General features: G+C 43.2%; 16 protein-coding genes. 14 read left to right on the top strand and 2 right to left on the bottom strand.

The annotated features are described in order from the left end of the window. From essC to RDV49_RS00690, 5 genes are read left to right on the top strand one after another with little or no spacing between them, the layout of a single operon-like run. Entirely contained in the window at nt 1-4,425 is a 4,425-nt protein-coding gene (gene essC, locus RDV49_RS00710) for a type VII secretion protein EssC (RefSeq protein ID WP_003009989.1), read from the top strand. Beyond that, nucleotides 4,422-4,775 (top strand): hypothetical protein, encoded by a 354-nt coding sequence (locus RDV49_RS00705; RefSeq protein WP_003009991.1) that lies wholly within the window; start codon nt 4,422-4,424, stop codon nt 4,773-4,775. Before essC ends, RDV49_RS00705 begins: the two co-directional genes overlap by 4 nt. Before the next feature lie 10 nt (nt 4,776-4,785). Next, nucleotides 4,786-6,996 (top strand): hypothetical protein, encoded by a 2,211-nt coding sequence (locus RDV49_RS00700; RefSeq protein WP_003009992.1) that lies wholly within the window; start codon nt 4,786-4,788, stop codon nt 6,994-6,996. Further along, complete coding sequence (locus tag RDV49_RS00695; protein ID WP_003009995.1) at nt 6,983-7,963, top strand: hypothetical protein; 981 nt, start codon at nt 6,983-6,985, stop codon at nt 7,961-7,963. The genes RDV49_RS00700 and RDV49_RS00695 overlap by 14 nt, the downstream gene beginning before the upstream one ends. A 33-nt stretch (nt 7,964-7,996) precedes the next feature. Beyond that, entirely contained in the window at nt 7,997-8,356 is a 360-nt protein-coding gene (locus RDV49_RS00690; protein WP_003009998.1) for a hypothetical protein, read from the top strand. Nucleotides 8,357-8,585: 229 nt separating this feature from the next. Here RDV49_RS00690 and RDV49_RS00685 read toward each other — a convergent pair whose 3' ends face one another. Then, nucleotides 8,586-9,197 carry a Fic family protein gene (locus RDV49_RS00685; RefSeq protein ID WP_003010000.1) on the bottom strand — a complete coding sequence of 204 codons (612 nt, stop codon included), beginning with the start codon at nt 9,195-9,197 and terminating at the stop codon, nt 8,586-8,588. 81 nt (nt 9,198-9,278) lie between these two features. Here RDV49_RS00685 and RDV49_RS00680 point away from each other — a divergent pair, with 81 nt between their 5' ends. From RDV49_RS00680 to RDV49_RS00640, 9 genes are all read left to right on the top strand, one after another. Further along, entirely contained in the window at nt 9,279-9,683 is a 405-nt protein-coding gene (locus tag RDV49_RS00680) for a hypothetical protein (RefSeq protein WP_003010002.1), read from the top strand. 314 nt (nt 9,684-9,997) lie between these two features. Continuing rightward, nucleotides 9,998-14,392 (top strand): PolC-type DNA polymerase III, encoded by a 4,395-nt coding sequence (locus RDV49_RS00675; protein WP_003010004.1) that lies wholly within the window; start codon nt 9,998-10,000, stop codon nt 14,390-14,392. A 17-nt stretch (nt 14,393-14,409) separates the two neighbouring features. Continuing rightward, complete coding sequence (locus tag RDV49_RS00670; RefSeq protein WP_003010006.1) at nt 14,410-14,559, top strand: hypothetical protein; 150 nt, start codon at nt 14,410-14,412, stop codon at nt 14,557-14,559. A gap of 172 nt (nt 14,560-14,731) precedes the next feature. Continuing rightward, nucleotides 14,732-17,584 carry an AAA family ATPase gene (locus RDV49_RS00665; protein ID WP_037608468.1) on the top strand — a complete coding sequence of 951 codons (2,853 nt, stop codon included), beginning with the start codon at nt 14,732-14,734 and terminating at the stop codon, nt 17,582-17,584. Nucleotides 17,585-18,216: 632 nt separating this feature from the next. Next, nucleotides 18,217-19,458, top strand: coding sequence for an aminopeptidase (locus RDV49_RS00660; RefSeq protein WP_037608275.1), 1,242 nt, complete (start codon nt 18,217-18,219; stop codon nt 19,456-19,458). Between the two features lie 9 nt (nt 19,459-19,467). Next, the gene (locus RDV49_RS00655) at nt 19,468-19,698 is read left to right on the top strand and encodes a GlsB/YeaQ/YmgE family stress response membrane protein (RefSeq protein ID WP_003010011.1); all 231 of its coding nucleotides are present in this window, start codon (nt 19,468-19,470) and stop codon (nt 19,696-19,698) included. A 206-nt stretch (nt 19,699-19,904) separates the two neighbouring features. Next, entirely contained in the window at nt 19,905-20,588 is a 684-nt protein-coding gene (locus RDV49_RS00650; protein WP_003010013.1) for a DUF443 domain-containing protein, read from the top strand. A gap of 41 nt (nt 20,589-20,629) precedes the next feature. Beyond that, a complete protein-coding gene (locus RDV49_RS00645) occupies nt 20,630-21,298 on the top strand; it encodes a DUF443 family protein (protein WP_201088188.1) in 669 nt (222 codons plus the stop codon). An 83-nt stretch (nt 21,299-21,381) separates the two neighbouring features. After that, nucleotides 21,382-22,386: a hypothetical protein gene (locus RDV49_RS00640; RefSeq protein ID WP_003010017.1), complete on the top strand. Its 1,005-nt coding sequence runs from the start codon at nt 21,382-21,384 to the stop codon at nt 22,384-22,386. Between the two features lie 52 nt (nt 22,387-22,438). On the opposite strand, the gene def is transcribed toward RDV49_RS00640, so the two are convergent. Beyond that, nucleotides 22,439-23,053 (bottom strand): peptide deformylase, encoded by a 615-nt coding sequence (def, locus tag RDV49_RS00635; RefSeq protein ID WP_003010019.1) that lies wholly within the window; start codon nt 23,051-23,053, stop codon nt 22,439-22,441. Between the last annotated feature and the right edge of the window lie 44 nt (nt 23,054-23,097).

The following is a 23,097-nucleotide window of genomic DNA, read 5'->3' as shown; positions in this document are numbered from 1 at the left end:
ATGAAAAAACGTATCATACTCTATAAAAAAGGTTTTCGCTATGAGCTAGCGCTAGAAGAAGGGAAGACAGCGACCGTCTCTAATCAAGAAACAGCTCAGTTGACCCTGGCTTCGCAAGAAAATCCCCTTCATTTTCAATGGAGTCAAGGAGAAATCTTCTACCAGTATGGTGAAGACAAGGGTGTGCTTGAAAATAGCAAGATCCTTGGGGATGTGGTCTGCTACTTGGCGACAGGAGAAGTCCATACCTATGAACTGTTAGACAAGGAAGAAATCCTTCTAGCAGATGAAAAGGGTGCGGATGTGCGCTTGCATTATCCAGTGCGCTTTCTCCTTGTGAAAAAAGAGCAGACTTGGACTTGCCAGCTCTTATCTGGAAAACTCTACCATAACCATAAACTCGTCAGTGAAGCGACTTTTCCACTGGCCTTTGGGGATGAGCTTGCCATTGGAGATGTGACCTTTAAGCTCTATCCAGAAGAATTTGGGGTAGAAGGGACTGTCGAAGTAAGTCCTTATCTAGTGCCGCGTTTGCATTCACGCTATGACTTCTATAAGGACTATCCAGAGTACCACCGGTCTCCGCGGATCATCTACCGGAGTTCAGAAGACAAGATCTTGATCAATCCTCCGGGAGCGGAGCCTCAAAAGCCATCAGATGAACTCTTGAAGTTGATCATGCCACCCCTCATCATGGTTGGGGTGACCCTCTTGATCACCATTTTCCAACCGCGGGGGCTCTATATCATCGCGACGGTATCCATGTCTGTAGTCAGTGTGATCTTTTCGGTCCAAGGATTCTTCAAGAATCGTAAGAAATACAAAGAAGACAAGAAAGAGCGCGTGGAGCTCTACCATCTCTATCTCAAGGACAAGGCCAAGGACTTGGAACAGCTATCTCGTAAGCAACGAGAAGGGATGTTTTACCATTTCCCAGCGATCGAAGACTTGACCAAGATGGTCAAACGCTATGACTCGCGGATCTACGAAAAAACACCGCTTCATTTTGACTTTTTGGCCTATCGTTTGGGCTTGGGCAAGGTTCCAACCAGCTATGAGCTCAAATATGGTCAGGAAGAGCGTAGTGGGAAGAAAGATGCCTTGGAAGAAGAAGGCTATGCTCTTTTCCAAGCTCACCAAAAGATCGACAATCTTCCGATTGTAGCCAGCCTTAATCGGGGACCTGTCGGGTACGTCGGCCCTCGTCCTATCGTGCTAGAGCAGTTGCAACTCCTCGTTGCCCAATTGGCTGTCTTTCACTCTTACCATGATCTGACCATTATTCCGATCATTCCAGAAGAGGAAAAAGAAAGCTGGGATTGGATGCGCTGGTTGCCTCATGCAACTCTGCAAGATATGAATGTCCGTAGTTTTGTCTACAATCAGCGGACACGCGATCAGGTCTTGAACAGTCTCAACCAAATCCTCAAGCTCCGCAAGGCGCAAAAAGAGGAAGAAAAAGCCAATGATATCAAGATCTTCCACCCGCACTATGTGGTCCTCATTACCGATGAGACCTTGATTTTGGACCATGTCATCATGGAGTTCTTCCGTGAGGATCCGACAGAGTTAGGCTGCTCCATTATCTATGTGGCAGACGTGCTCTCATCTCTTTCTGAAAATATCCAAACGGTTATCTCTATCAAGGACCGCAACCAAGGGCAATTGCTCTTGCAAGAAGGGGTTCTTCGAGAGCTTGACTTCCAATTGGATCACTTCCCTGAAGGCTATGACAAGGAAGCCATCTCGCGTGGCCTTGCCCCACTGAAACATATCCAACAGCTCAAGAGTTCCATTCCGGACTCGGTGACCTTCCTTGAAATGTACCAGGCAGAAACTTTCAATGACCTCAAGGTCTTGAGTCGTTGGGCGAGCCATGCTCCTTACCAAAGTTTGGCAGTACCGATTGGTCTGCGTGGGAAGGACGATTTGGTATACCTCAATCTCCATGAAAAAGCTCATGGGCCACACGGTTTGATCGCGGGGACAACCGGTTCTGGTAAGTCTGAGACCATTCAGTCTTATATCCTGAGCCTTGCCGTTAACTTCCACCCACACGATGTGGCTTTTCTCCTCATCGACTACAAGGGTGGGGGAATGGCCAACCTCTTCAAGGATCTGCCTCACTTACTTGGGACCATCACCAACTTGGATGGTGCCCAGTCTATGCGGGCCCTAGCCTCTATTAATGCGGAGATCCATCGTCGGGAACGCCTATTTGGCCAATATGGGGTCAACCATATCAACCAATACCAAAAGAAATTTAAACTCGGTGAAGCGACCGAACCGCTTCCTCACCTCTTCTTGATCAGTGACGAGTTTGCCGAACTCAAGGTCAACCAACCAGACTTCATCAAGGAACTGGTCTCTATCGCGCGTGTCGGGCGTTCCCTTGGGGTACACTTGATCCTTGCGACGCAAAAACCTTCTGGGGTCGTGGATGACCAGATCTGGTCCAACTCCCGCTTCAAGCTAGCCCTCAAGGTGGCAGACCGTGGGGACTCTATGGAGATGCTGCGGACGGCAGATGCGGCTGAGATCACCCAGACCGGTCGTGCCTACCTCCAAGTCGGAAATAACGAAGTCTATGAGCTCTTCCAAACCGCTTGGTCAGGAGCAGACTACCAGCCTGAGAAGGACCAGCTAGGGATCGAAGACCATACCATCTACTTGATCAATGAACTGGGCCAATACGAAGTCCTCAACCAAGACCTCTCTGGTCTGGATATGGCAGAAGAAATCAAGGAAGTGCCAACAGAGCTGGATGTCATCGTGCAAGAAATCAATCACTTGCACCAACAAGAAGGCATCGCAGCTGTGGCCCAACCATGGTTGCCACCGCTCAAAGAGCGGATCACGCTGGATGAGTTAGAAAAGGTCGTACCAATCGAGGCTTGGCAAAAACAGACAGCTCCAAGCGTCCTGATCGGGGTCGCCGATATCCCGCAAGCGCAAAAGCAAGAAGCAGTCGCCATCGATCTGTCAAAAGATGGCAATATCCTTCTTTACGGAAGTCCAGGTACAGGAAAGACCACTTTCCTCCAGACAGCCGCAATGGATCTGGCTCGCAAGCAGAGCCCAGAAAATCTGACTATGTATCTGCTGGATTTCGGAACCAATGGTCTAGCACCCTTGACTCAATTGCCACATGTGGCCGATAGCCTCTTGCTGGATCAGACGGAGAAAATCCAGAAATTCATCCGGATCATCAACCGTGAGTTGGATCGCCGCAAGAAGCTGCTTTCTGAGCATGGTGTCGGCACCATCGCCCTCTACCGTGAAGTAACCGGTAAGCAAGAGCCGACCATGGTCATCCTCATGGATAGCTATGAGTCCATGAAGGACGAGCCTTATGAGACAGACCTCTTCAAGCTCTTCATGCGGATCTCTCGTGAAGGTCTCAGCATCGGTGTGCACTTGATCATCACAGCTAGCCGTCAGAACAACCTGCGGGCTCAGCTCTATTCAAACTTCAAGCATCAGCTGACCTTGCCACAAAATGATATCTCTGAAGTCCGCGGTATCGTGGGAGCAACCCCACTGGCGTCTACGATGGAAGACATTAAGGGACGCGCCCTCATGAAGCGTGACGAAGTCGATGTCGTCCAGTTCGCCCTACCAGTTGCAGGGGACAATGATATCCAAATCATTAACAACCTCCGCGACCAAGTCCAAAGTCTCAAAGAGATGTGGACAGGCCACACCCCAGCAGGTATCCCAATGGTGCCAGATGAGTTGACAGAAGCAGCCTTCTATGGACGTGAGGATGTAGCGGCCTTGCTGGATGGAGGTAAAGTACCTCTCGGACTGGATCTGGAAACAGTTGAACCGGTAACATGGGATCCTGATGTATCAAACTTACTTTATTTAACAAGTAAAGAAAGTCAAATGACAAATCTGCTAAAACAATTAATCCAGTATGGTCAAAAACATCAAGAGAAATTAGTTGTATTTGCACCTGAACATAATTTCTTACCTAAAATAGAGAATATAGAAATATTAAGCTCAAAAGAAGATGTAATGGATATGATTGGCGGGTTAGCATTAAAGGTTTCTGAGCGACTAGATAAACGATTGACAGATCATGTAGTGAAAATCATTATCCTTGATTTTGCACATTTTGTAGATGGTTTAGATTCAGTAACACAGCAAAAATTAATCAGTGTATTAGAAAAAGGCTATCGTGTAGGTTACAGTTCTGTAATTATGAGTGATTCAGGTATTTCTAGCCGTTATGATCCTGTAACAAAAGAAGTGAAGAAAATATCACAGGTTCTTTTAGGTCTTCGATATACAGATCAGACAATTGTTACAGCAGTCAATAAACCAATTAGAGAAGGGCAACTAAACTATCAAGAGCATTATTATATTAGACAAAATACCTTGAATAAAATTAAGGTTTTAGTAGATAAGGAGTCAATATGAGTAAATCTGAACTTATAGCACAAATTAACAAAATTCATGCAATTGTAAATACTTCAAGAGAGAAATTAAAAAAACTACTAGCCGCTAAGAGCAAAGTAGATACGATAGAGATTGCGTTGAAGTATATTCCCGAAAATGCAGAAAGCATAAAAGATTCCTATGATTTATATGGCGCTCCATATGATGTGATGGCTACTGATGAAAAACAAGTTATTACTCAGGCAAATACAGATTTTAAAAAAGTACGGGAGACTGTATCAAATGAGTTAGAGCAAGCTATTAAACAAGAAAATACTATTATAAGTAGTAATAGCTATTTGTTGGAATCATTGCAAAAACAACTCAGTTAAGGAGTACAATATGGCTAAAGTTAAAATTAATAGCATCTCAGAATTAGAGTCATATGGAAAGAATATAAAAGACTTTTCTGATAAGTATGAAGTAGAAACCAATGCTCTGTATCGCAATTTTACTGATAAAGCAGGTAATGATAGTAAAGGGGCTGCCGTAAATGCTTACTTTAAAAAGTTAAATACAATACAAAGTCAAATCTTTTCTCAATTACCGTCTGCCATTAAAAAATATGGGGAAGTTGTAACAACGTATGTTAGTGAAATTAGAGCGGCAGAGTTTGTTGATAAGTGTTATAGTAGCGATACGGGAGCGAATGATTTATCAAGCCTACTTAAAGGAGCACAAACAAATGATATTTTCAATCTATCCAAAGATTTAGATGAAGCTTTTAAACAGGCAGCGGATGCTATGGGAAATTCTCCATATAATACAGAGGGAGATCTTAATAAAGCTACGACAGATTTAGAGAATGCGGCTACTAAACGAATTGAAAAAGATGAGGCGGTACAAGAAGCCTATAGTAAATTTACAAAAAATCTTGAAGATGAGACTGCTATAATAAAGAGCTTCCAGGATATATTAAATAATGCAATCTGTTTTTCTGATATTCCTAGTTCAGCAATCTTTCAAGCCATTGCAAATGGTCATCTCACAGCAACGCAAATGTATTATTTGAATATTCCAAAAACTAAGGAAGATGCTCAGGCACTGAAAGCTATTATTAGTGATAAGCCTGGTGATGTATTGAAGGTAGATCCGAATAAAATTTCTGAACAAATGTATGCCGTTATTGCTAATGAACAGAATGACTGGACGCTAGCTGAGAATAATGAAATGTGGCAACACTTTGTAAATGCTTTAGGTGATTATTCAGTTGAACGAAATGACATTTTCACAAATGGTATATTAAAGGCAGAGGATGCTCTTGCACAAATATTAATGATCCAAATGTATCAGCTGTATGAGGGTAAGCCAACTTTACCAGAGAATGCAACTCCTGAACAAATAGAGGAATATGAAGAAGAGATGAAAAATTATCAAATTCTGTATGATTCCTATCAATCAGAGTTGAATGCAATCAATATTAATACAGGTTTGATGTACTCTTTACAAATATTCGAAATAGGAGATATATATAAGCCTGGTAGAATTAGACCAGATATTCAGGGAATGGAAAATAACTACTATAAAACCTTAGCTGAAGTTGAAATAAAAAATGGTCAGTTCGAAATAAAAATTGACAGAGGAGAATATATAAATACTTTTCGTGGTACATCTGTGGCAGATTTGGATAAGGCTAGAAACTATAAAGTACCAGACAGTCTCTATAAATGGGAAAGTAAGAAATATACAGTCACAACGGAATATTCTGATTTTGGAATGGAAGCTTCAGAGTACAGCGAAAGGATAAAAAAACTTCAGGGAGAAAGAGAGCAAGCACATAAAGATTTTAGTGAAAATATGATTAAAGCAATAGCTGAAACAGGACTATCTTTTATTCCGTTTGGCTCGACTGCTGTATCTGTCGTCAAGACTTTGGATGCAGTAAGTGACGGATTTAAAGGTAATGAGTTTCAGTCTAACGGTACGGATGCTATTAAGTCGGCAAGAGATGATTATAAGAGTCTCTATAAGAAAACTACAGGTCAGGATATCCCTGATACAAAATTTGATAAACTCTGGGATCATTGGAGTAAGTTGAGCTCCGGAATATCTGATGCAGCAGAAGCTGTAAACACTTATAATTCTGCTATTAGTAAGATTGATCAGCAAACTTTCGAAGCTAGAAACGATTTTATGGAAAAGATTTTGGACTATGGAGGATGGGACCTATCAGAAAATGGTAAATCTACTATAGCAAATGGAAGATTTGGCCAGTACTATGATTTTAATGCAGTCCTGAGAGTGAAGGAATTAAATAAGTTAGGTCTAAAGGGTTACATTAATAATGCGACAAACCTTACTGAGAATGATTTAGATGCTGCGATCAATAAGACATTTACAGAAGAAGACAAACAAGTACAAGCCTATTCGGATGTCATTGCCTATGCGAGAGGTAAAGAAACAGCTTTAAAATTACAAGATATGTCTCCAGAACAATTGGAAAAATTCACTACTATCGTTAAGAATCTCGGAAGAGATGGTATGTCAGGCTTGGGAGACTATTTTGATAAAGAATACCAAATAGAAGAGGTGAAGCCGTATGGTGCTAAATAGCAAAAGCAATAATAGTATCTTTGTCTCTTCTCGATTATTATTAGGAATAATCTTTATTTTTCTTCTTTTTGGCTGTTCAAACCATTTAGAGGATGACCAAAAAAAATCTAGTAGTTCAGATAGAAATGAAGATTTCAGTGTTTATAACCTCAATGCAGACATTCACAAATTTGAATTTATTCATGATAAAAACGGTATTATTGTTGAGTGGGATTTTGAAAATAACAAGGTGGCGAAAGCTATTAATTCCTCTGATTGGATTAGAGTAAATCCAAATTTTCTTGTTAGAGAGCGCGAAAAATTAAGACGAGTGACTGCTAGTAAAGAAATGAAATCAGATGAATATGCATATCTGGACATCTTTGATTTAACCAATAAAAAAGCCCCTAAAAAAGAAATAGATGTTTGGAAATTAATGGTAAATTATTTAAAAAATGATCATATAGAGTTACATGGTACGCTGCCAATTCTTAGAAGAATAGGTGACAATGATTATGTTGTTCTCTCGATAACCGAACAGAAAAAATATCGATACTTTTTACTAAATCTTAGAACTCTAAAAATAGATGCTGAGAAAACAGAGCAAGAGCTTAATGTGAAAAATCAGATTGACATCAGGTTGTTCACAGATGAAAAAAACAGATCGGGTGTTGAGCCTTTTGATAACGGATTTTGGAAATCACAAGATTATAACGGAGACATCAATCTAAAATATTCCGACCCATCAGTATTCAAGCTTTTTTCTAATAAGAATAGCTTTGCTTATAAAGTAATCAATGAGGAGAATGGGACTATTATAAATGGTAGGGAACTCATCAATCTTGAGACAGAATTCCTGAAAACTGGAGTATCTGTTTATGATGGTTTATACTTAGATGCTAAATGGAGTATCGAAGGGAAGACAACAAAAATCACAAACTATGAGGATATACAGAAATATTATAATGGTAGAATGGGGATAAATTAATGTATATAGAATTTAAGAGGAGGAAGTAATTATATGGTAATGGACTCGACAGTTGAAATAGATGTTGCTCATATTCATGGTATTCAAGTTGCTGCAAAAGAACTAGGTGATCAGATCACTGATGGAGCTTCAGCTGTTTCCGATGACTCAGGGGACTTGATTTCATCTGGAACAAATGAAATCAAGTCAATAGTGGGGAATGTTGCCACAGTGGTGAGTAAACTAAATAACTATTTAGACCATGTAGCGACATCGTTTCATAAAGCAGATGCTTCGATAGCCAACTCCATTTCCAAAGGTGGTGTAGTAGAATCGTATGGAAAACCGAAAAATGATACTACAGCTACATCGCCTACTGATGGTGAAAAAGCTGCAGCAGATGGTTTACCTTGATTAGTTGGCTCTTTATCAACTATAGTCAGTGGCGAAAAGTTACAACCTGGAGAGGACCAAATTGGTTCTCTCCTTTTTGATGTTCAAGGCAGTACGTAGACTAGTAGGTTTTTAATTTCTTACGTTTTCGAAAAATCTTAATGTCGTTGATCAGTTGATGAGCAATCCTAATCTTGCAAACAAAAACAACTGTCTTCCTGACAGTTGCTTTCCTAAGGAGTTTAAAACCTTATTTTAATCTCTTATATTTTGTGGCTCTTCCGATGCCTTCTCGCTGGATCTCGCCTCTTGCTACCAATTTTCTTAGTGCGCCTTCAATAGAACTGATGCTGAGGGATGGGCAGAGTTCAAGAATGTCTTGCTTGGTGAATCGTACTAGTTTTTGTTGGGTTGCTTTTCGGACGAGTTCCATAGCAGGAAGTTTTTCTTCGATGATGGTAAATCGCTCTTCGAAGGCTTTGTAGGCTACAAGGATGGTTCCAAGCAGGTATTTCACAAATGGTAGTACGTCCTCTTGTTCTTCATGCCAATGGTGTCTTGCTTTTCTTAAAGCTTCATAATATGTTGCTTTGTTTTGGGCGATGAAAGCTTCTAAGGAGATATATTTCCCTACATAGAAGCCACTTCGATATAATAATAGGGTCGTTAATAACCGACTCATTCTCCCATTTCCATTGTTAAAGGGGTGGATGCATAAGAAATCATGGATGAAAAAAGGGATCGCAATCAGAGGTTCCACTTCAAAATTCCCTAGTATGCGATTGTATTCATAGCAGATCTTGTCCAAAGCTTCCTGTTTCGAAAGGTGCCAGCGGTGTAAATAGTACTTCCGTATGACCATCTAGTAACTAACTTGATCTTCAAATTAATTTTCGGTATGATAGTAAGGAATGATGTATAAATGATTGATAAGGAGTGACCTATGTCTAGAGAAGCTTATTTACAGCTGAAAAAAGAATTTTTGATGCGTTTTGTTTTTAATGTGGGGATTGCAGGGATCGGTCTTGTGTTATTGATGATTATGATTTTCAATCAATCACGCTATATTCCCTACTTGCTCGCGGTTATGGGGATGATTTCCTTGATGAACCAAGTCTTGGTCATGCCGATCAAGACTAAGAAAGATGCCTGTGAGAAAGAGCATCCGGAGTGGAAGGAGGTGTCGACGAAGGGCATCAAGGTCGACTCTAAAGAGCAGTCAAAACGCTACGGAGTGAGCCTGATCGCTTTGATCGTGGTCATCGGGGCTTTCTTTGCTATGTATCGTCCGACCCTCCAAGCGCAAAAAGAGCAAGAGGAGAAAGTGGAGATCCGGCAGAAGTTGTAGCCTGCTATGGAGACCAAAAGCAAGAACAAAGCTCAAGAGAAGCGGTCCAGTCTCAGATGAAGGACCTACTGCGGACACTGAGCTCTAGTTCAGAGACAGAGGCAACAAGTGGGGAGAGATCAGGATTGCCTGCTGTTGGCCAATCATCGAGAAATCACCGTCCTATCGGTGATTTTTTTGTCTTCACTTCTCCCTCGAATTAATCCTTAAATTGTGATAAAATAAGGGTTACGAATGTTTTTGAATGGTCTGTTTTTGCTTAGAAAGTAGGCTACTCAAAAGCGAGCAAAAGAATCAAGATCAAGGGAGAAACAATGTCCAACACCTTTGAAATTTTAATGGATCAGCTGGATATGCCGCTGGAGATGCGATCTTCCAGTGCCTTTTTGCATGCGGAGATTCAAGAAGTCGTGGTGCACAAGGTCAGTCGGGTTTGGGAGTTCCGCTTTGCCTTTGCGGAGGTCTTGCCCATTGCTTTGTTTAAGGAATTGCGCCAGCGCTTGAAGGACGAATTTTCAAAGACAGGAAACCAGGCGACCTTTACCATCCAAGTGGCCAATCAGGAATTTTCTGATGATTTATTGCAGGCCTACTATCGTGAGGTCTTTGAGGATGGGCCTTGCGCTAGTCAAGGCTTTAAGGGACTTTACCAGGACTTGCAGGTGCGTGCGGAAGGGCAGGAATTGATCATCTCTGGGCCTTCTTCGGTTGATACAGAGCATTTTCGTAAGAACCATTTGCCCAACCTTGCCAAGCAGTTGGAAGCCTTTGGTTTTCCGCATTTCACCTGTCGAGTGGAGTCTGATGAGGAGTTGACAGAGCAAGAAGTGGCACGCTTTGAGGAGGAAAATGAAAAGATCTTCCAAGCAGCCAATGAAGAGACCTTGCGGGCTATGGAATCCTTGGCCCAGATGGCTCCGCCACCAGCGGTTGAAGAAAAGCCATCTTTTGACTTCAAGGCTAAGAAAGCTGCGGCTAAACCTAAGCTAGACAAGGCTGAGATCACTCCGATGATCGAGATCACGACAGAAGAGAACCGGATTGTCTTTGAGGGTGTGGTCTTTGACGTGGAGCACAAGGTGACGCGGACCGGTCGGGTCTTGATCAGCTTTAAGATGACCGACTATACCTCGAGTTTTTCCCTTCAGAAATGGGTCAAAAATGAGGAAGAAGCCCAGAAGTTTGACATGATCAAGAAGAACAGCTGGCTCCGGGTGCGGGGAAATATCGAAATGAACAATTTCACGCGCGACTTAACTATGAATGTCCAAGACATCCAGGAAGTTGTGCATTATGCCCGCAAAGACCTGATGCCAGAGGGTGAGCGCCGGGTGGAATTCCACGCCCATACCAATATGTCGACTATGGATGCCCTGCCGGAAGTCGAAGAGCTGATCGCCAAGGCAGCTGAGTGGGGACATAAGGCGGTGGCCATTACCGACCATGGCAATGTGCAGAGTTTCCCACATGGCTTTAAAGCAGCCAAGAAAGCTGGGATCCAGCTGATCTATGGGATGGAAGCCAATATCGTAGAGGACAAGGTGCCCATCACCTATAACGAGGTGGATCTGGACCTCAATGAAGCGACTTATGTGGTCTTTGACGTGGAAACGACGGGACTTTCAGCCATTTACAATGACTTGATCCAGGTCGCCGCTTCTAAAATGTACAAGGGTAATGTCATTGAGGAGTTTGACGAGTTTATCGATCCGGGCCATCCTCTGTCTGCCTTTACAACCCAATTGACAGGGATCACTAATGAGCATGTCCGTGGGGCTAAACCTTTGGTGCAGGTCTTGAAGGAATTTCAAGCCTTCTGTGAGGGAACCGTTCTTGTCGCCCACAATGCTACCTTTGACGTGGGCTTCATGAATGCCAACTACGAGCGCCATGGTCTTCCCAAGATTACCCAGCCAGTCATCGATACCCTGGAATTTGCCCGCAACCTCTATCCGGATTTTAAACGGCATGGCTTGGGGCCATTGACCAAGCGCTTTGGAGTAGGCTTGGAGCACCACCACATGGCCAACTACGATGCGGAAGCGACGGGGCGCCTGCTCTTTATCTTCATCAAAGATGTCGCTGAAAAGCATGGGGTGACCAATCTCAAGGACTTGAATATCGATTTGATCGATGAGAATTCTTATAAGAAGGCGCGGGTCAAGCATGCGACACTCTATGTCAAGAATCAGACTGGCCTTAAGAATATGTTTAAACTGGTCTCACTTTCTGGGACCAAGTATTTCGAAGGAGTTCCACGGATTCCCAAGACTGTGCTGGATGCCCACCGCGAGGGCTTGATCCTTGGATCGGCTTGCTCGGAAGGGGAAGTCTTTGATGCGGTCATGTCGCAAGGTGTGGATGCGGCAGTCGAAGTGGCCAAGTATTACGACTTTATCGAGGTGATGCCACCGGCTATCTATGCACCCCTCATTGCCAAGGAGCAGGTCAAGGACATGGAGGAGCTCCAGACCATTATCAAGAGCTTGATCGAAGTGGGAGATCGCCTCGGCAAGCCTGTTCTTGCGACAGGAAATGTCCACTATCTGGAGCCGGAAGATGAGATCTATCGGGAGATCATTGTCCGTAGTCTTGGTCAAGGAGCCATGATCAACCGGACCATCGGACACGGAGAAGATGCCCAGCCAGCGCCACTGCCAAAAGCGCATTTTAGAACCACCAATGAAATGCTGGATGAATTTGCCTTTTTGGGAGAAGACTTGGCGCGCAAGATTGTCATTGAAAACACCAATGCGCTCGCAGAGACCTTTGAGCCGGTCGAAGTAGTCAAGGGTGACCTCTATACGCCATTTATCGACAAGGCCGAAGAAACAGTTGCAGAATTGACCTATAAGCGGGCCTTTGAGATCTATGGTAATCCGCTCCCTGATATTGTCGATTTGCGGATTGAAAAAGAATTGACCTCCATCTTGGGGAATGGCTTTGCCGTGATTTATCTGGCATCGCAAATGCTGGTGCACCGTTCCAATGAGCGGGGCTACCTGGTTGGATCGCGTGGGTCCGTTGGATCCAGCTTTGTCGCGACCATGATTGGGATCACCGAGGTTAATCCGCTTTCGCCTCACTATGTTTGTAGCCAGTGCCAGTACAGTGAGTTCATCACAGACGGTTCTTATGGATCTGGTTTTGATATGCCAGACAAGGATTGTCCAAACTGTGGCCACAAGCTCAGCAAAAATGGGCAGGATATTCCCTTTGAAACCTTCCTTGGTTTCGATGGGGACAAGGTACCCGATATCGATTTGAACTTCTCCGGGGAAGACCAGCCAAGCGCCCACTTGGATGTTCGGGATATTTTTGGGGAAGAATATGCCTTCCGGGCAGGAACGGTAGGTACGGTCGCAGCTAAGACTGCCTATGGTTTTGTCAAGGGCTATGAGCGTGATTTTGGCAAGTACTACCGAGATGCCGAGGTCGAGCGCTTAGCTCTCGGTGCGGCTGGGGTCAAACGGACGACCGGTCAGCACCCGGGGGGAATCGTTGTTATTCCAAACTATATGGATGTCTACGACTTTACTCCGGTCCAGTATCCGGCAGACGATGTGACTGCTGAATGGCAGACCACTCACTTTAACTTCCACGATATCGATGAGAACGTCCTCAAGCTCGATGTCCTGGGACATGATGATCCTACCATGATTCGGAAGCTCCAGGACTTATCAGGCATTGATCCGAACGATATCCCTATGGATGATCCAGGGGTCATGGCCCTTTTTTCTGGGACAGAAGTGCTAGGGGTGACAGCCGAGCAGATCGGAACGCCGACAGGAATGTTGGGGATTCCAGAGTTTGGGACCAACTTTGTTCGGGGCATGGTTGAAGAGACCCATCCGACGACCTTCGCGGAGTTACTTCAGCTCTCTGGTCTGTCTCACGGTACAGACGTGTGGTTGGGAAATGCTCAAGACTTGATCAAGGCGGGCATTGCCGATCTATCAACCGTTATCGGGTGTCGGGACGACATCATGGTTTACCTCATGCACGCGGGTCTCAAGCCTAAGATGGCCTTTACCATCATGGAGCGCGTGCGGAAAGGGATGTGGCTCAAAATCTCAGAAGAAGAGCGCAATGGCTACATCCAAGCCATGAAGGAAAACAATGTTCCTGAATGGTACATCGAGTCCTGTGGGAAGATCAAGTACATGTTCCCTAAAGCCCATGCGGCGGCCTATGTTATGATGGCCCTTCGTGTGGCCTACTTTAAGGTGCATCATCCACTTTATTATTACTGTGCTTACTTCTCAATTCGGGCCAAGGCCTTTGACATTAAGACCATGGGGGCAGGCCTTGAGGCCGTGAAAGCGCGGATGAAGGAAATCGCTGAAAAACGCAAGAACAACGAAGCTTCCAATGTGGAGATTGACCTCTACACCACCCTTGAGATTGTCAATGAGATGTGGGAGCGGGGCTTCAAGTTTGGCAAGCTAGACCTCTATCGCAGTCAGGCGACAGAATTCTTGATCGATGGGGATACCCTGATTCCACCATTTGTCGCTATGGATGGTCTAGGAGAGAACGTTGCCAAGCAAATCGTGCGAGCGCGTGAAGAAGGAGAATTCCTCTCTAAGACCGAGCTCCGGAAGCGCGGCGGTGTTTCGTCCACTCTGGTTGAAAAGATGGATGAGATGGGCATTCTTGGCAATATGCCAGAGGATAACCAGTTGAGTCTCTTTGATGATTTGTTCTAGAAACAAAGGAGGAGAACATGAAGGTAGAAATTTTTGCAGAAGACAAACCAGCTGAAAAAGTCTTTGAGTACAAGCTGGAAGTGGCAGATAATGTGCTGCTCCTTTCCACTGCCATGCTCTCAGGAGCAATTGCTCTAGCCGGCTTGTTTTCGGCCTTGAAAGATTAACTGATAGCCTCTATTTTCCTGTTGAAAATAGAGGTTTTTCAGTCTTTTCAGATCTGATAAGTGTTTTCTTTGGCACTGGATTGTGTTACAATTTTTAGTGACAAGTGTTTGTAAACAGGAAACAGAAAAACAATGGATGTTCTTCCAAAAAAATGAAACAGAGGAGAAGCGCGTGGCAAGATATTTAGTAGGTCCTTACAACAATAGTTGGAACTTTATGGATGCACTTGAAAAAGCGCAGGATGGGGATACCATCGAGTTTGAAAATGGGTATGTCTTTCAATGGCCAACAAATAAAGTGATCGAGATCGACAAGAACCTTCATTTCGTGGGGCATGTGGTCCCAAATCCAAATGGCAATGGGCGCATGTTTAACAACATCATTGAGGCTTCCTTCCGATTTGTAGAGGGAGCTCAGGTGACGTTTGAAGACTTGTGGTTTAAAGTTGGTGGGAATTATACTACCTTGACCTTATGGAATAGCTCAGACATCACCTGTAAACAGGTCTATTTTGAAATCACCACTCCAACAAATAATGAATTTTTTATCTATATGGATACGCATTCGAAAATGACTTTGGAAGGAGTCGGAATGAAGGTTCCGGAAAAACACCAAAGTGCCATCGGTATGTCCGCTTCGGAATTGTCCATTCGCAATTCAACGATTTTTTCTAAAATAAAGCTAAACGAAGGCTCCAAGTTGACCTTAGAAAATGTCCAAATTGAAAAATTTGGGAATAATACGATCCATGCCAAGGACTCAGAAGTGATCGCAAAAAATTCAACGATTACAGGCGGGGATCTGGAAAACGATTTTCCACCAGTTTGGTTGAGAAATGTCATTTGGGAGTCTGAAAACTGTAAAATTGAGCTACCTACGGGGACTGGAGTCTGTCTTGATAACAATGTTCAATTCAATTCGGATTCGGATCGTATGACCTCCATCAATTCATACAATAGTATGATCCGAGCTCACCAAGCGACATTTACAGAGTTTTTATGCGTCTATGAAGCATCATTTGCTTCTTTGACTGGAGAAACGACTTTCTTAAATGAAAATGCCCAAACCATATCATTTGGAGTTTTTGATGATGGTGTGCTGATGGCTGAGCATATGATTTGTCATAAGATTGCGGATCCCAATATCCGGCTTCAAAGTGGGGCCTTTGTGAAGGCAGGCACCATAACCTATAGGCAGGGCGATGCGCGTGATCTGACCAAGGAAATCGAGGATGGTTGTGACTATCTCATTGGTAGAGAAGTGGCCAAGGGCAATGCGCAAGTCGTTCCTGCGGGACAGGCGACGGATGCAACGGTGGCTCCAACCACCGCAAGAGACTCTGGACCAGAGAAGAAACAAGATGCTCTTCAAGAACTCAATAGCCTGATCGGTCTTGAAAAAGTTAAACATGAGATCAAGAAAATGATCAACATGGTGGAATTTAACAAGAAACGAATCGCTAGTGGCAAGGCTCCTGAAAAGCAAACACTCCATGCAGCCTTTATGGGAAACCCTGGTACAGGAAAGACCACTGTGGCCCGTCTGTTGGGACAGGTTCTCTTTGATGCAGGTGTCCTCTCAGGGGAAGAATTCCGTTTCGTGGAAGCAACGGAGTCCGATCTGATCTCTTCGAATATTGGAGGAACAGCTGAACAGACCCAGGCCCTGCTTGAAAAAGCGCGAGGAGGCATCCTCTTTATTGATGAAGCCTATAGCTTGGATAAAAAGGACAGCGGTGCGGACTTTGGGATCGAGGCGATCAATACCATCCTCAAATTTATGGAGGACAATCGCGATGACATCATGATCATCTTTGCCGGTTATACCAAGGAAATGGAAGAGTTCTTAAAGACCAATCCAGGCCTCCGTTCTCGGGTACCAAATAATTTCATCTTTGAAGATTTCACGGGAGATGAGATTGTCCAACTGGGCGAAATGATCTTAAGCAAAGGGGATTACAAGCTCGAAGACCGGGATTACTATGCGCGGCATGTTAAGCGGGCTTATGATGGCTCGCTAGATAAGAGCAATGGTCGCTGGATCCGGAACTTGGATGAGCAATTGACCAAGACCATGGCAGATCGGGTGGTAGCCCAAGGTTCTGACGATATTGAGACCATCCTCAATAGCGATATCGATGCTGTCCTTAACCAAGGTAAGTATCAAGCAGGAGCCGACAAGGAAGAAGATGGGATGGCTGCCCTCAACCGTTTGGTTGGAATTGCTAAGGTGAAAGAGCAAGTCGAACAATTCGTAGCCATGGCTGAGTTCAATCAAAAACGTGCTGAACAAGGTGGCATCGTCGAAGACACGACCTTGCACTCTCTCTTTCTTGGAAATCCCGGTACAGGGAAAACGACTGTGGCCCGTATTTTGGGCAATATCCTCTTCCAAAAAGGGGTGATCAAGCAGAAGAAATTCATCGAAGTATCGCGGAGCAATCTGGTTGGAGGCTACCAAGGTCAAACAGCCTTGAAGACGCGTGAAGTTTTGGAGAGTGCACTGGGTGGGGTCCTCTTTATCGATGAGGCCTACACGCTCTATACCGGTGTAAATGATGATTTTGGGAAGGAAGCCTTGGATGAAGTCCTCAAATTTATGGAGGACCACCGTCGCGATATCGTCATTATCTTTGCTGGTTACACGAAAGAGATGCACGACTTCTTGCAGGTCAATTCAGGTCTACAAAGCCGAATCCCGACTACATTTGATTTTGAAGACTATAGTCCAGATGAGATCGTTGAGATCGGTCTGTTAGGATTGCGTAAGCAAGGCTACCAAGTCAATGAAGCCCTTTATGGAGAGATCGTCAGAGGAAATTATATGCGTGCTAATGACCATAGTAATGGTCGCTGGGTCCGTAATCTCAATGAAAAACTCTTGCGCCAAGTATCAACTCGGGTAACCCGTGAAGGTAGTACGGATTACAATTCGATTTTGGATCAAGATTTGGAAGCTTTGAGAGAGAATAGCAGCTCTGAACAACCCCATACCGTGGATGATCAAGGTTATGTTCTTCCTTAAGTTGAAGACAAAGTCTTCTTAGAAACTTTCCTTAGGTAAGTACGGACGTCAGTGAACTTCTACGAAGTTCACTGACTAAATCAAGATACAAAGGGCGTCTGCGGATAAAGTCAAAATAGGAAGTTTGACGCAGAATCTTTTGATTCTAGGAGAACTTATCTTTTTGACACCATCCGCAGCCCGTGTTCAATTCGTTTTGAGCCCCTTCGCTTTTCAATTTTTGGGCTCAGGCTAAAATAGTTTCCCAAAATGTTTTACTCTCAATAATTCCGAGTGAGGCTGGGACAAAAGTCCTAGCCTCTCAATTATTTTTGGATTGTCGAGCAAGACGCAGTGGTTGAGTGGGCTCTACTACGCTGATTTCATCAGCTTTTACAGCCCTACTCAACTATGCGGAGGTGGGACGACGAAATCGAATTCTAACGAATAACCGATTTCTGTCCCACTCTCACTTTTCTCACAGCGGAAAGTTTCGGTATTTTTTGATTTGTTCTAAAAAGAACTCATTTTTATTTCTTTTCAGAATCACTTAACCTATCTTATATTAAAAAAGGTTGTTTATGTTCTAAAAGAATTCTACATGGACTTGTGGTATACTAGGAAGAGATCATTCACTTATGAAGGAGAAAATAATGGTTTTACCAAATTTTAAAGAAAACCTCGAAAAATATGCCAAATTGTTGGTGGCGAACGGCATCAACGTGCAACCTGGCCATACCTTGGCTTTGAACATCGATGTGGAACAAAGAGAATTGGCCCACTTGATTGTGAAGGAAGCCTATGCCTTGGGTGCGCACGAAGTGATTGTCCAATGGGCAGATGATTTTACGACCCGGGAGAAATTCCTCCATGCACCGATGGATCGCTTGGACAACGTGCCTGACTATAAGATTGCAGAGATGAACTACCTCTTGGAACACAAGGCGAGTCGTTTGGGTGTGCGCTCATCTGATCCAGGTGCCTTAAATGGTGTCGATGCAGAGAAATTGTCTGCTTCTGCCAAGGCTTTGGGCATGGCCATGAAACCAATGCGCATCGCCACTCAATCCAACAAGGTTAGCTGGACCGTGGCTGCAGCAGCAGGACTAGAATGGGCGAAAAAGGTCTTCCCAAATGCGACTAGTGATGAAGAAGCAGTGGATCTCCTGTGGGATCAAATCTTCAAGACCTGCCGGGTGTACGAAGAAGACCCAGTCAAGGCTTGGGAAGAGCATGCAGCTATTCTCAAGAGCAAGGCAGATACACTTAATAAAGAACAATTCTCAGCCCTTCACTACACAGCACCAGGGACTGATTTGACTCTTGGCTTGCCGAAGAACCACGTTTGGGAATCTGCTGGAGCTATCAATGCCCAAGGCGAAGGCTTCTTGCCAAACATGCCGACAGAAGAGGTCTTCACAGCTCCTGACTTCCGTCGTGCAGAAGGTCATGTCACTTCCACAAAACCGCTTAGCTACAATGGGAACATCATCGAAGGCATCAAAGTGACCTTTGAAAATGGAGAAATTGTGGATATCACAGCTGAAAAAGGCGATCAAGTCATGAAAGATTTGGTCTTCAAAAACAAGGGAGCGCGTGCCTTGGGGGAATGTGCCCTCGTACCAGACCCAAGCCCAATTTCCCAATCAGGCATTACCTTCTTTAACACCCTCTTTGATGAAAATGCCTCTAACCACTTGGCCATCGGGGCAGCCTATGCAACCAGCGTAGAAGGGGGCGCAGAATTCACAGAAGAAGAACTCGAAGCAGCCGGCCTCAACCGCTCAGACGTCCACGTTGACTTCATGATTGGCTCAAGCCAAATGGATATCGACGGTATCCGTGAGGATGGAACACGCGTACCACTCTTCCGTAATGGAGATTGGGCAATTTAAGGAGAAACTATGATTGGAAGTATGTTTGTCGGTCTTTTGATCGGACTTCTAGCTGGAGCTATCACCAATCGTGGCGAACGCATGGGATGTTTTGGGAAAATGTTCCTGGGCTGGATTGGTGCCTTTTTAGGACAATTACTCTTTGGTGCTTGGGGACCAAGCCTAAACGGTACAGCAATTATCCCATCGATTCTCGGTGCCATGATTTTATTAGCCATCTTCTGGGAAAGAGGAAGCTAGGTTTAACTTGCTAAAACAGATAGAGTGGTTGGAAATCTTCCAACCTCTTTTTTAGTCAAAACTTGATCATCAAAGTAAAATCAGGTATGATGGAAGGTATGTTCTGTTATGATTAAATAAGATAATTATGGCTGTGGTAGACTGGTGAAAAGTTAGTTTAGTTTCTCCGTCTAAGAATGAAACAGTATAGAAAGTAAGATCAATCTATGTTTAAACCAGTAAAACTCGAGTATTTGCCGAAAATGAATTTTCGCTATCGTTTGTTAAAAGTAGAGAATGAGTGGTATTTAATGGAAGTCGATCGGCCAATTATGACAAGTTATTTTCTCCCATGGTTTACCTATTTTGTCCCTCATAAAGCCTATCAGCTGACAGAGGATGAAGTACAAACAATAGCTCCAAAAGTGTTTGAAAGAGATAATAACATACTTTCAACTCAGACTAAAGCAGGGATTTCAGCTCTTGGTGCTGGTTCCTTAGCAGTTTTACTAGGCAGAGCTTTTCCGATAGAGGATTATTTATATTTTACTTCCCATCTACTCAATCTAGTGCTAATGATCCTTGTTCTATGTATTGTTGTTGGGCTTCGTATTTGGCTGAGCACTAGGAAAATAGAGACTGTAATGATGGCTTCTCAAAAAGCCAATACAATCTATTGTCGTCCAATGAAATTGAGGATAGTACTAAAAAAACTTTTTTTAGCGACTTTTGCTTTGTTTCTATCAAGTGCAATGTTTTATTCAGTTTTGAGTAAAAGTAAGCCAAATCTATTTGTTCATATAGGCTTATGTGTTTTTTCATTTTTTTATTTAGCATCAGGTAATGTAGTATTATATGCTTCAGACGATGATTATAAGGTGAAAATTAAAAAAATGAAAAGAGCGGACTAGTTTTTCTCCTAAAGTATAAAACGACCAAGAAAGGACAATCTATGTTTCAACCAGCAAAAATCGAACGGTTGCCCAAAATGAACTTTCGCTACCATTTATTAAAAGTCGATGGGGTGTGGTATTTGATGGAGGTCGATCGGCCGATTATCATCACCTATTTTCTGCCATGGTTTGTTTATTTTATCCCTCATAAAGCCTATCAGCTGACAGAGGATGAAGTGGGAGTCCTAGCTCCGAAAGTGTTTGAGAGAGACAAGAAGCATCAGAGTTTAGTGAATAATCAAATTGGGAAGACCTCGCTTGGTTTAGGTATAACCTCCATGCTATTAGCAAGGGCATTTCCAATAGAAAAATACCTCAATTTTACCTCTCACTTGCTTAATCTATCCTTGATGATGTTGATTTTAATTTTTGTAGTGGGACTTCGGATTTGGATGGGTAGAGGAGAAGGGATGCAGGAAATTGTGGCAGATAAAACACCTCGAAAAGTGTATTGCTTTCCAGAATATATAAAAAATATACTATTACCTCTAATATATGTAACTTTTCTTATAGTCATGTTCATTGCAGTATGTTATGCAATTTTAATAAACTTTGAGCCCAATTTTATAATACATTTTGGTCTATTAATCTCATCATTTCTGTTTTTTATCTCTGGGAATTTAATTTTTTATTCCCCAATTATCTCTTTCAAAGCTAAAATCAAGTAGATCCAGTCGAGTGAAATTCAGAAGCAAGAGCAACATCCATCTGCTTTTGGATCTTAAAAGAATTTTTTAGAAAGGAGTTTGTCATGAAAAACGAAAAGAAAGTCAATATTGAGCAGGCGAACAAAGTCTACTTTAAAAGTTTAGCCAATACACGTGCTTCAGCGGCTATGATGATCAATTCGTGGACAGGCGTATTTCTGTTCGCATTTGAAATCCTTTGTTTTTATTCGTATGATGTATCGAAAGGTATAAAACCATTTAGTCATTGGTTTTTTGATATCCTTGTCATCTATTGTGTTTACCATATCATTGCATTTTTCTTGCCGTTAATGGGGGCATTTATATATAGAAGACAAGTGTTGTCAACGACTCTACTCTTATTCACCTATGCAGGAATGTTTTTATCGCTCCAAGTCATGGGCTTGCTCATCATTGTTTCTGCTCTGGCAAATAAAGAATTTGAGGTAGGTTTCCCAAAATATGGCTTCATCGTCATTACTTTTCTTGTGATTTGTACCTTATTGGGCTTTATTTATCATTATTTTTGGCTTAAGAAGCAGTTAAAGATTGGCTTTTCACCAACTAGAACCTTGGGAAATTATTTCGCAAAATCAAGTAGTTACAGTAGCAATGCCCTAACGATCATCTTCGTCTGCTCCATGATAGGAGCGGCCCTTACTGGCTATTATGGAGTGGTGCTAGGAGTATCCGTAAGCATACTATTCAGTTACGCCTTTACTCAGTTGCTGACAGAAGTGGGTTACCTCTTGTATTTGAAAACAAAAAGCAAGGAATGCTGGGAGGATGAACCTGAGGATAATCCGACGTTGTGGGATTTACTATGGAATTGGTTGAAAGGCTTCAGTCTGAAAAAAGCTAAACTTCGTATTCCGTTAGAAATAGTGAGCTATCTATTGATAATTGTAGCACTTGATCATTTAGGATATGCTGATGCAAGTGTAAGACGACCAATCTGGTTGGTGTGGATTGTCAGAATGATTACCCTAGGAATCGTCTTGGACTTCTTCATTAGCATGGTTCGTGCTATCATGCGCAAGTTTTCGAATAAAAGGCAAGGCAAAAAATAATGAAAAATACCTAACCGAGAGTTCCCTCAGTTAGGTATTTTTGTCATTTACGCTATTCTAAAATCAAAAGGCCTTCTTTAATTTCAAATGGATTGTTTGGATTGATGCGGTCATAGAACATGATACCGTTGGTGTGGTCAATTTCATGTTGAACGACGATGGAGTTGTAGCCTTTGAGTTTGATGCGTTTCTTTTCCCCATCTTTTGTGAAATACTCAACCGTCACGCGGGCATGTCGAACCACATAGCCTGGGACGTTGCGGTCAACAGAGAGACAGCCTTCCCCGTCGCCAAGAGCCGCATCTTGAACAGAATGGGCGACAACCTTTGGATTGTACATGACTTCTTGAAGGCTATAGGCTTCTTTTGGTGGGTTACCATCGGCATCTTCTGGATTGGGAACCAAAACAGCGATGATTCGTTTAGAGATATCCAGCTGAGGAGCTGCGAGTCCCACTCCTCCACGGAGGCCAAGTTTTTCAGCCATAATAGGGTCTTGAGAATGGTGCAAGAATTGCATCATTTTTTCACCTAGGATAATTTCCTGATCAGACAAAGGGAAGGTCACGTCTTCTGCAACAGCTCGAAGTGTGGGATTTCCTTCGCGGATAATGTCATCCATATCAATCAAATGGGATGCTCTTGTAACTTTTTCAATTGCTTTCATCGTTTTACTCTCACTTTCTTTCTACCCTCCATGATAACACAAAA

This window comes from Streptococcus parasanguinis (genome assembly GCF_031582885.1).
GTDB classification, from domain to species: Bacteria; Bacillota; Bacilli; order Lactobacillales; family Streptococcaceae; genus Streptococcus; species Streptococcus parasanguinis_M.
The sequence above is the reverse complement of the archived record's forward strand: the minus strand, read 5'-3'. Positions and strand labels throughout refer to the sequence as shown.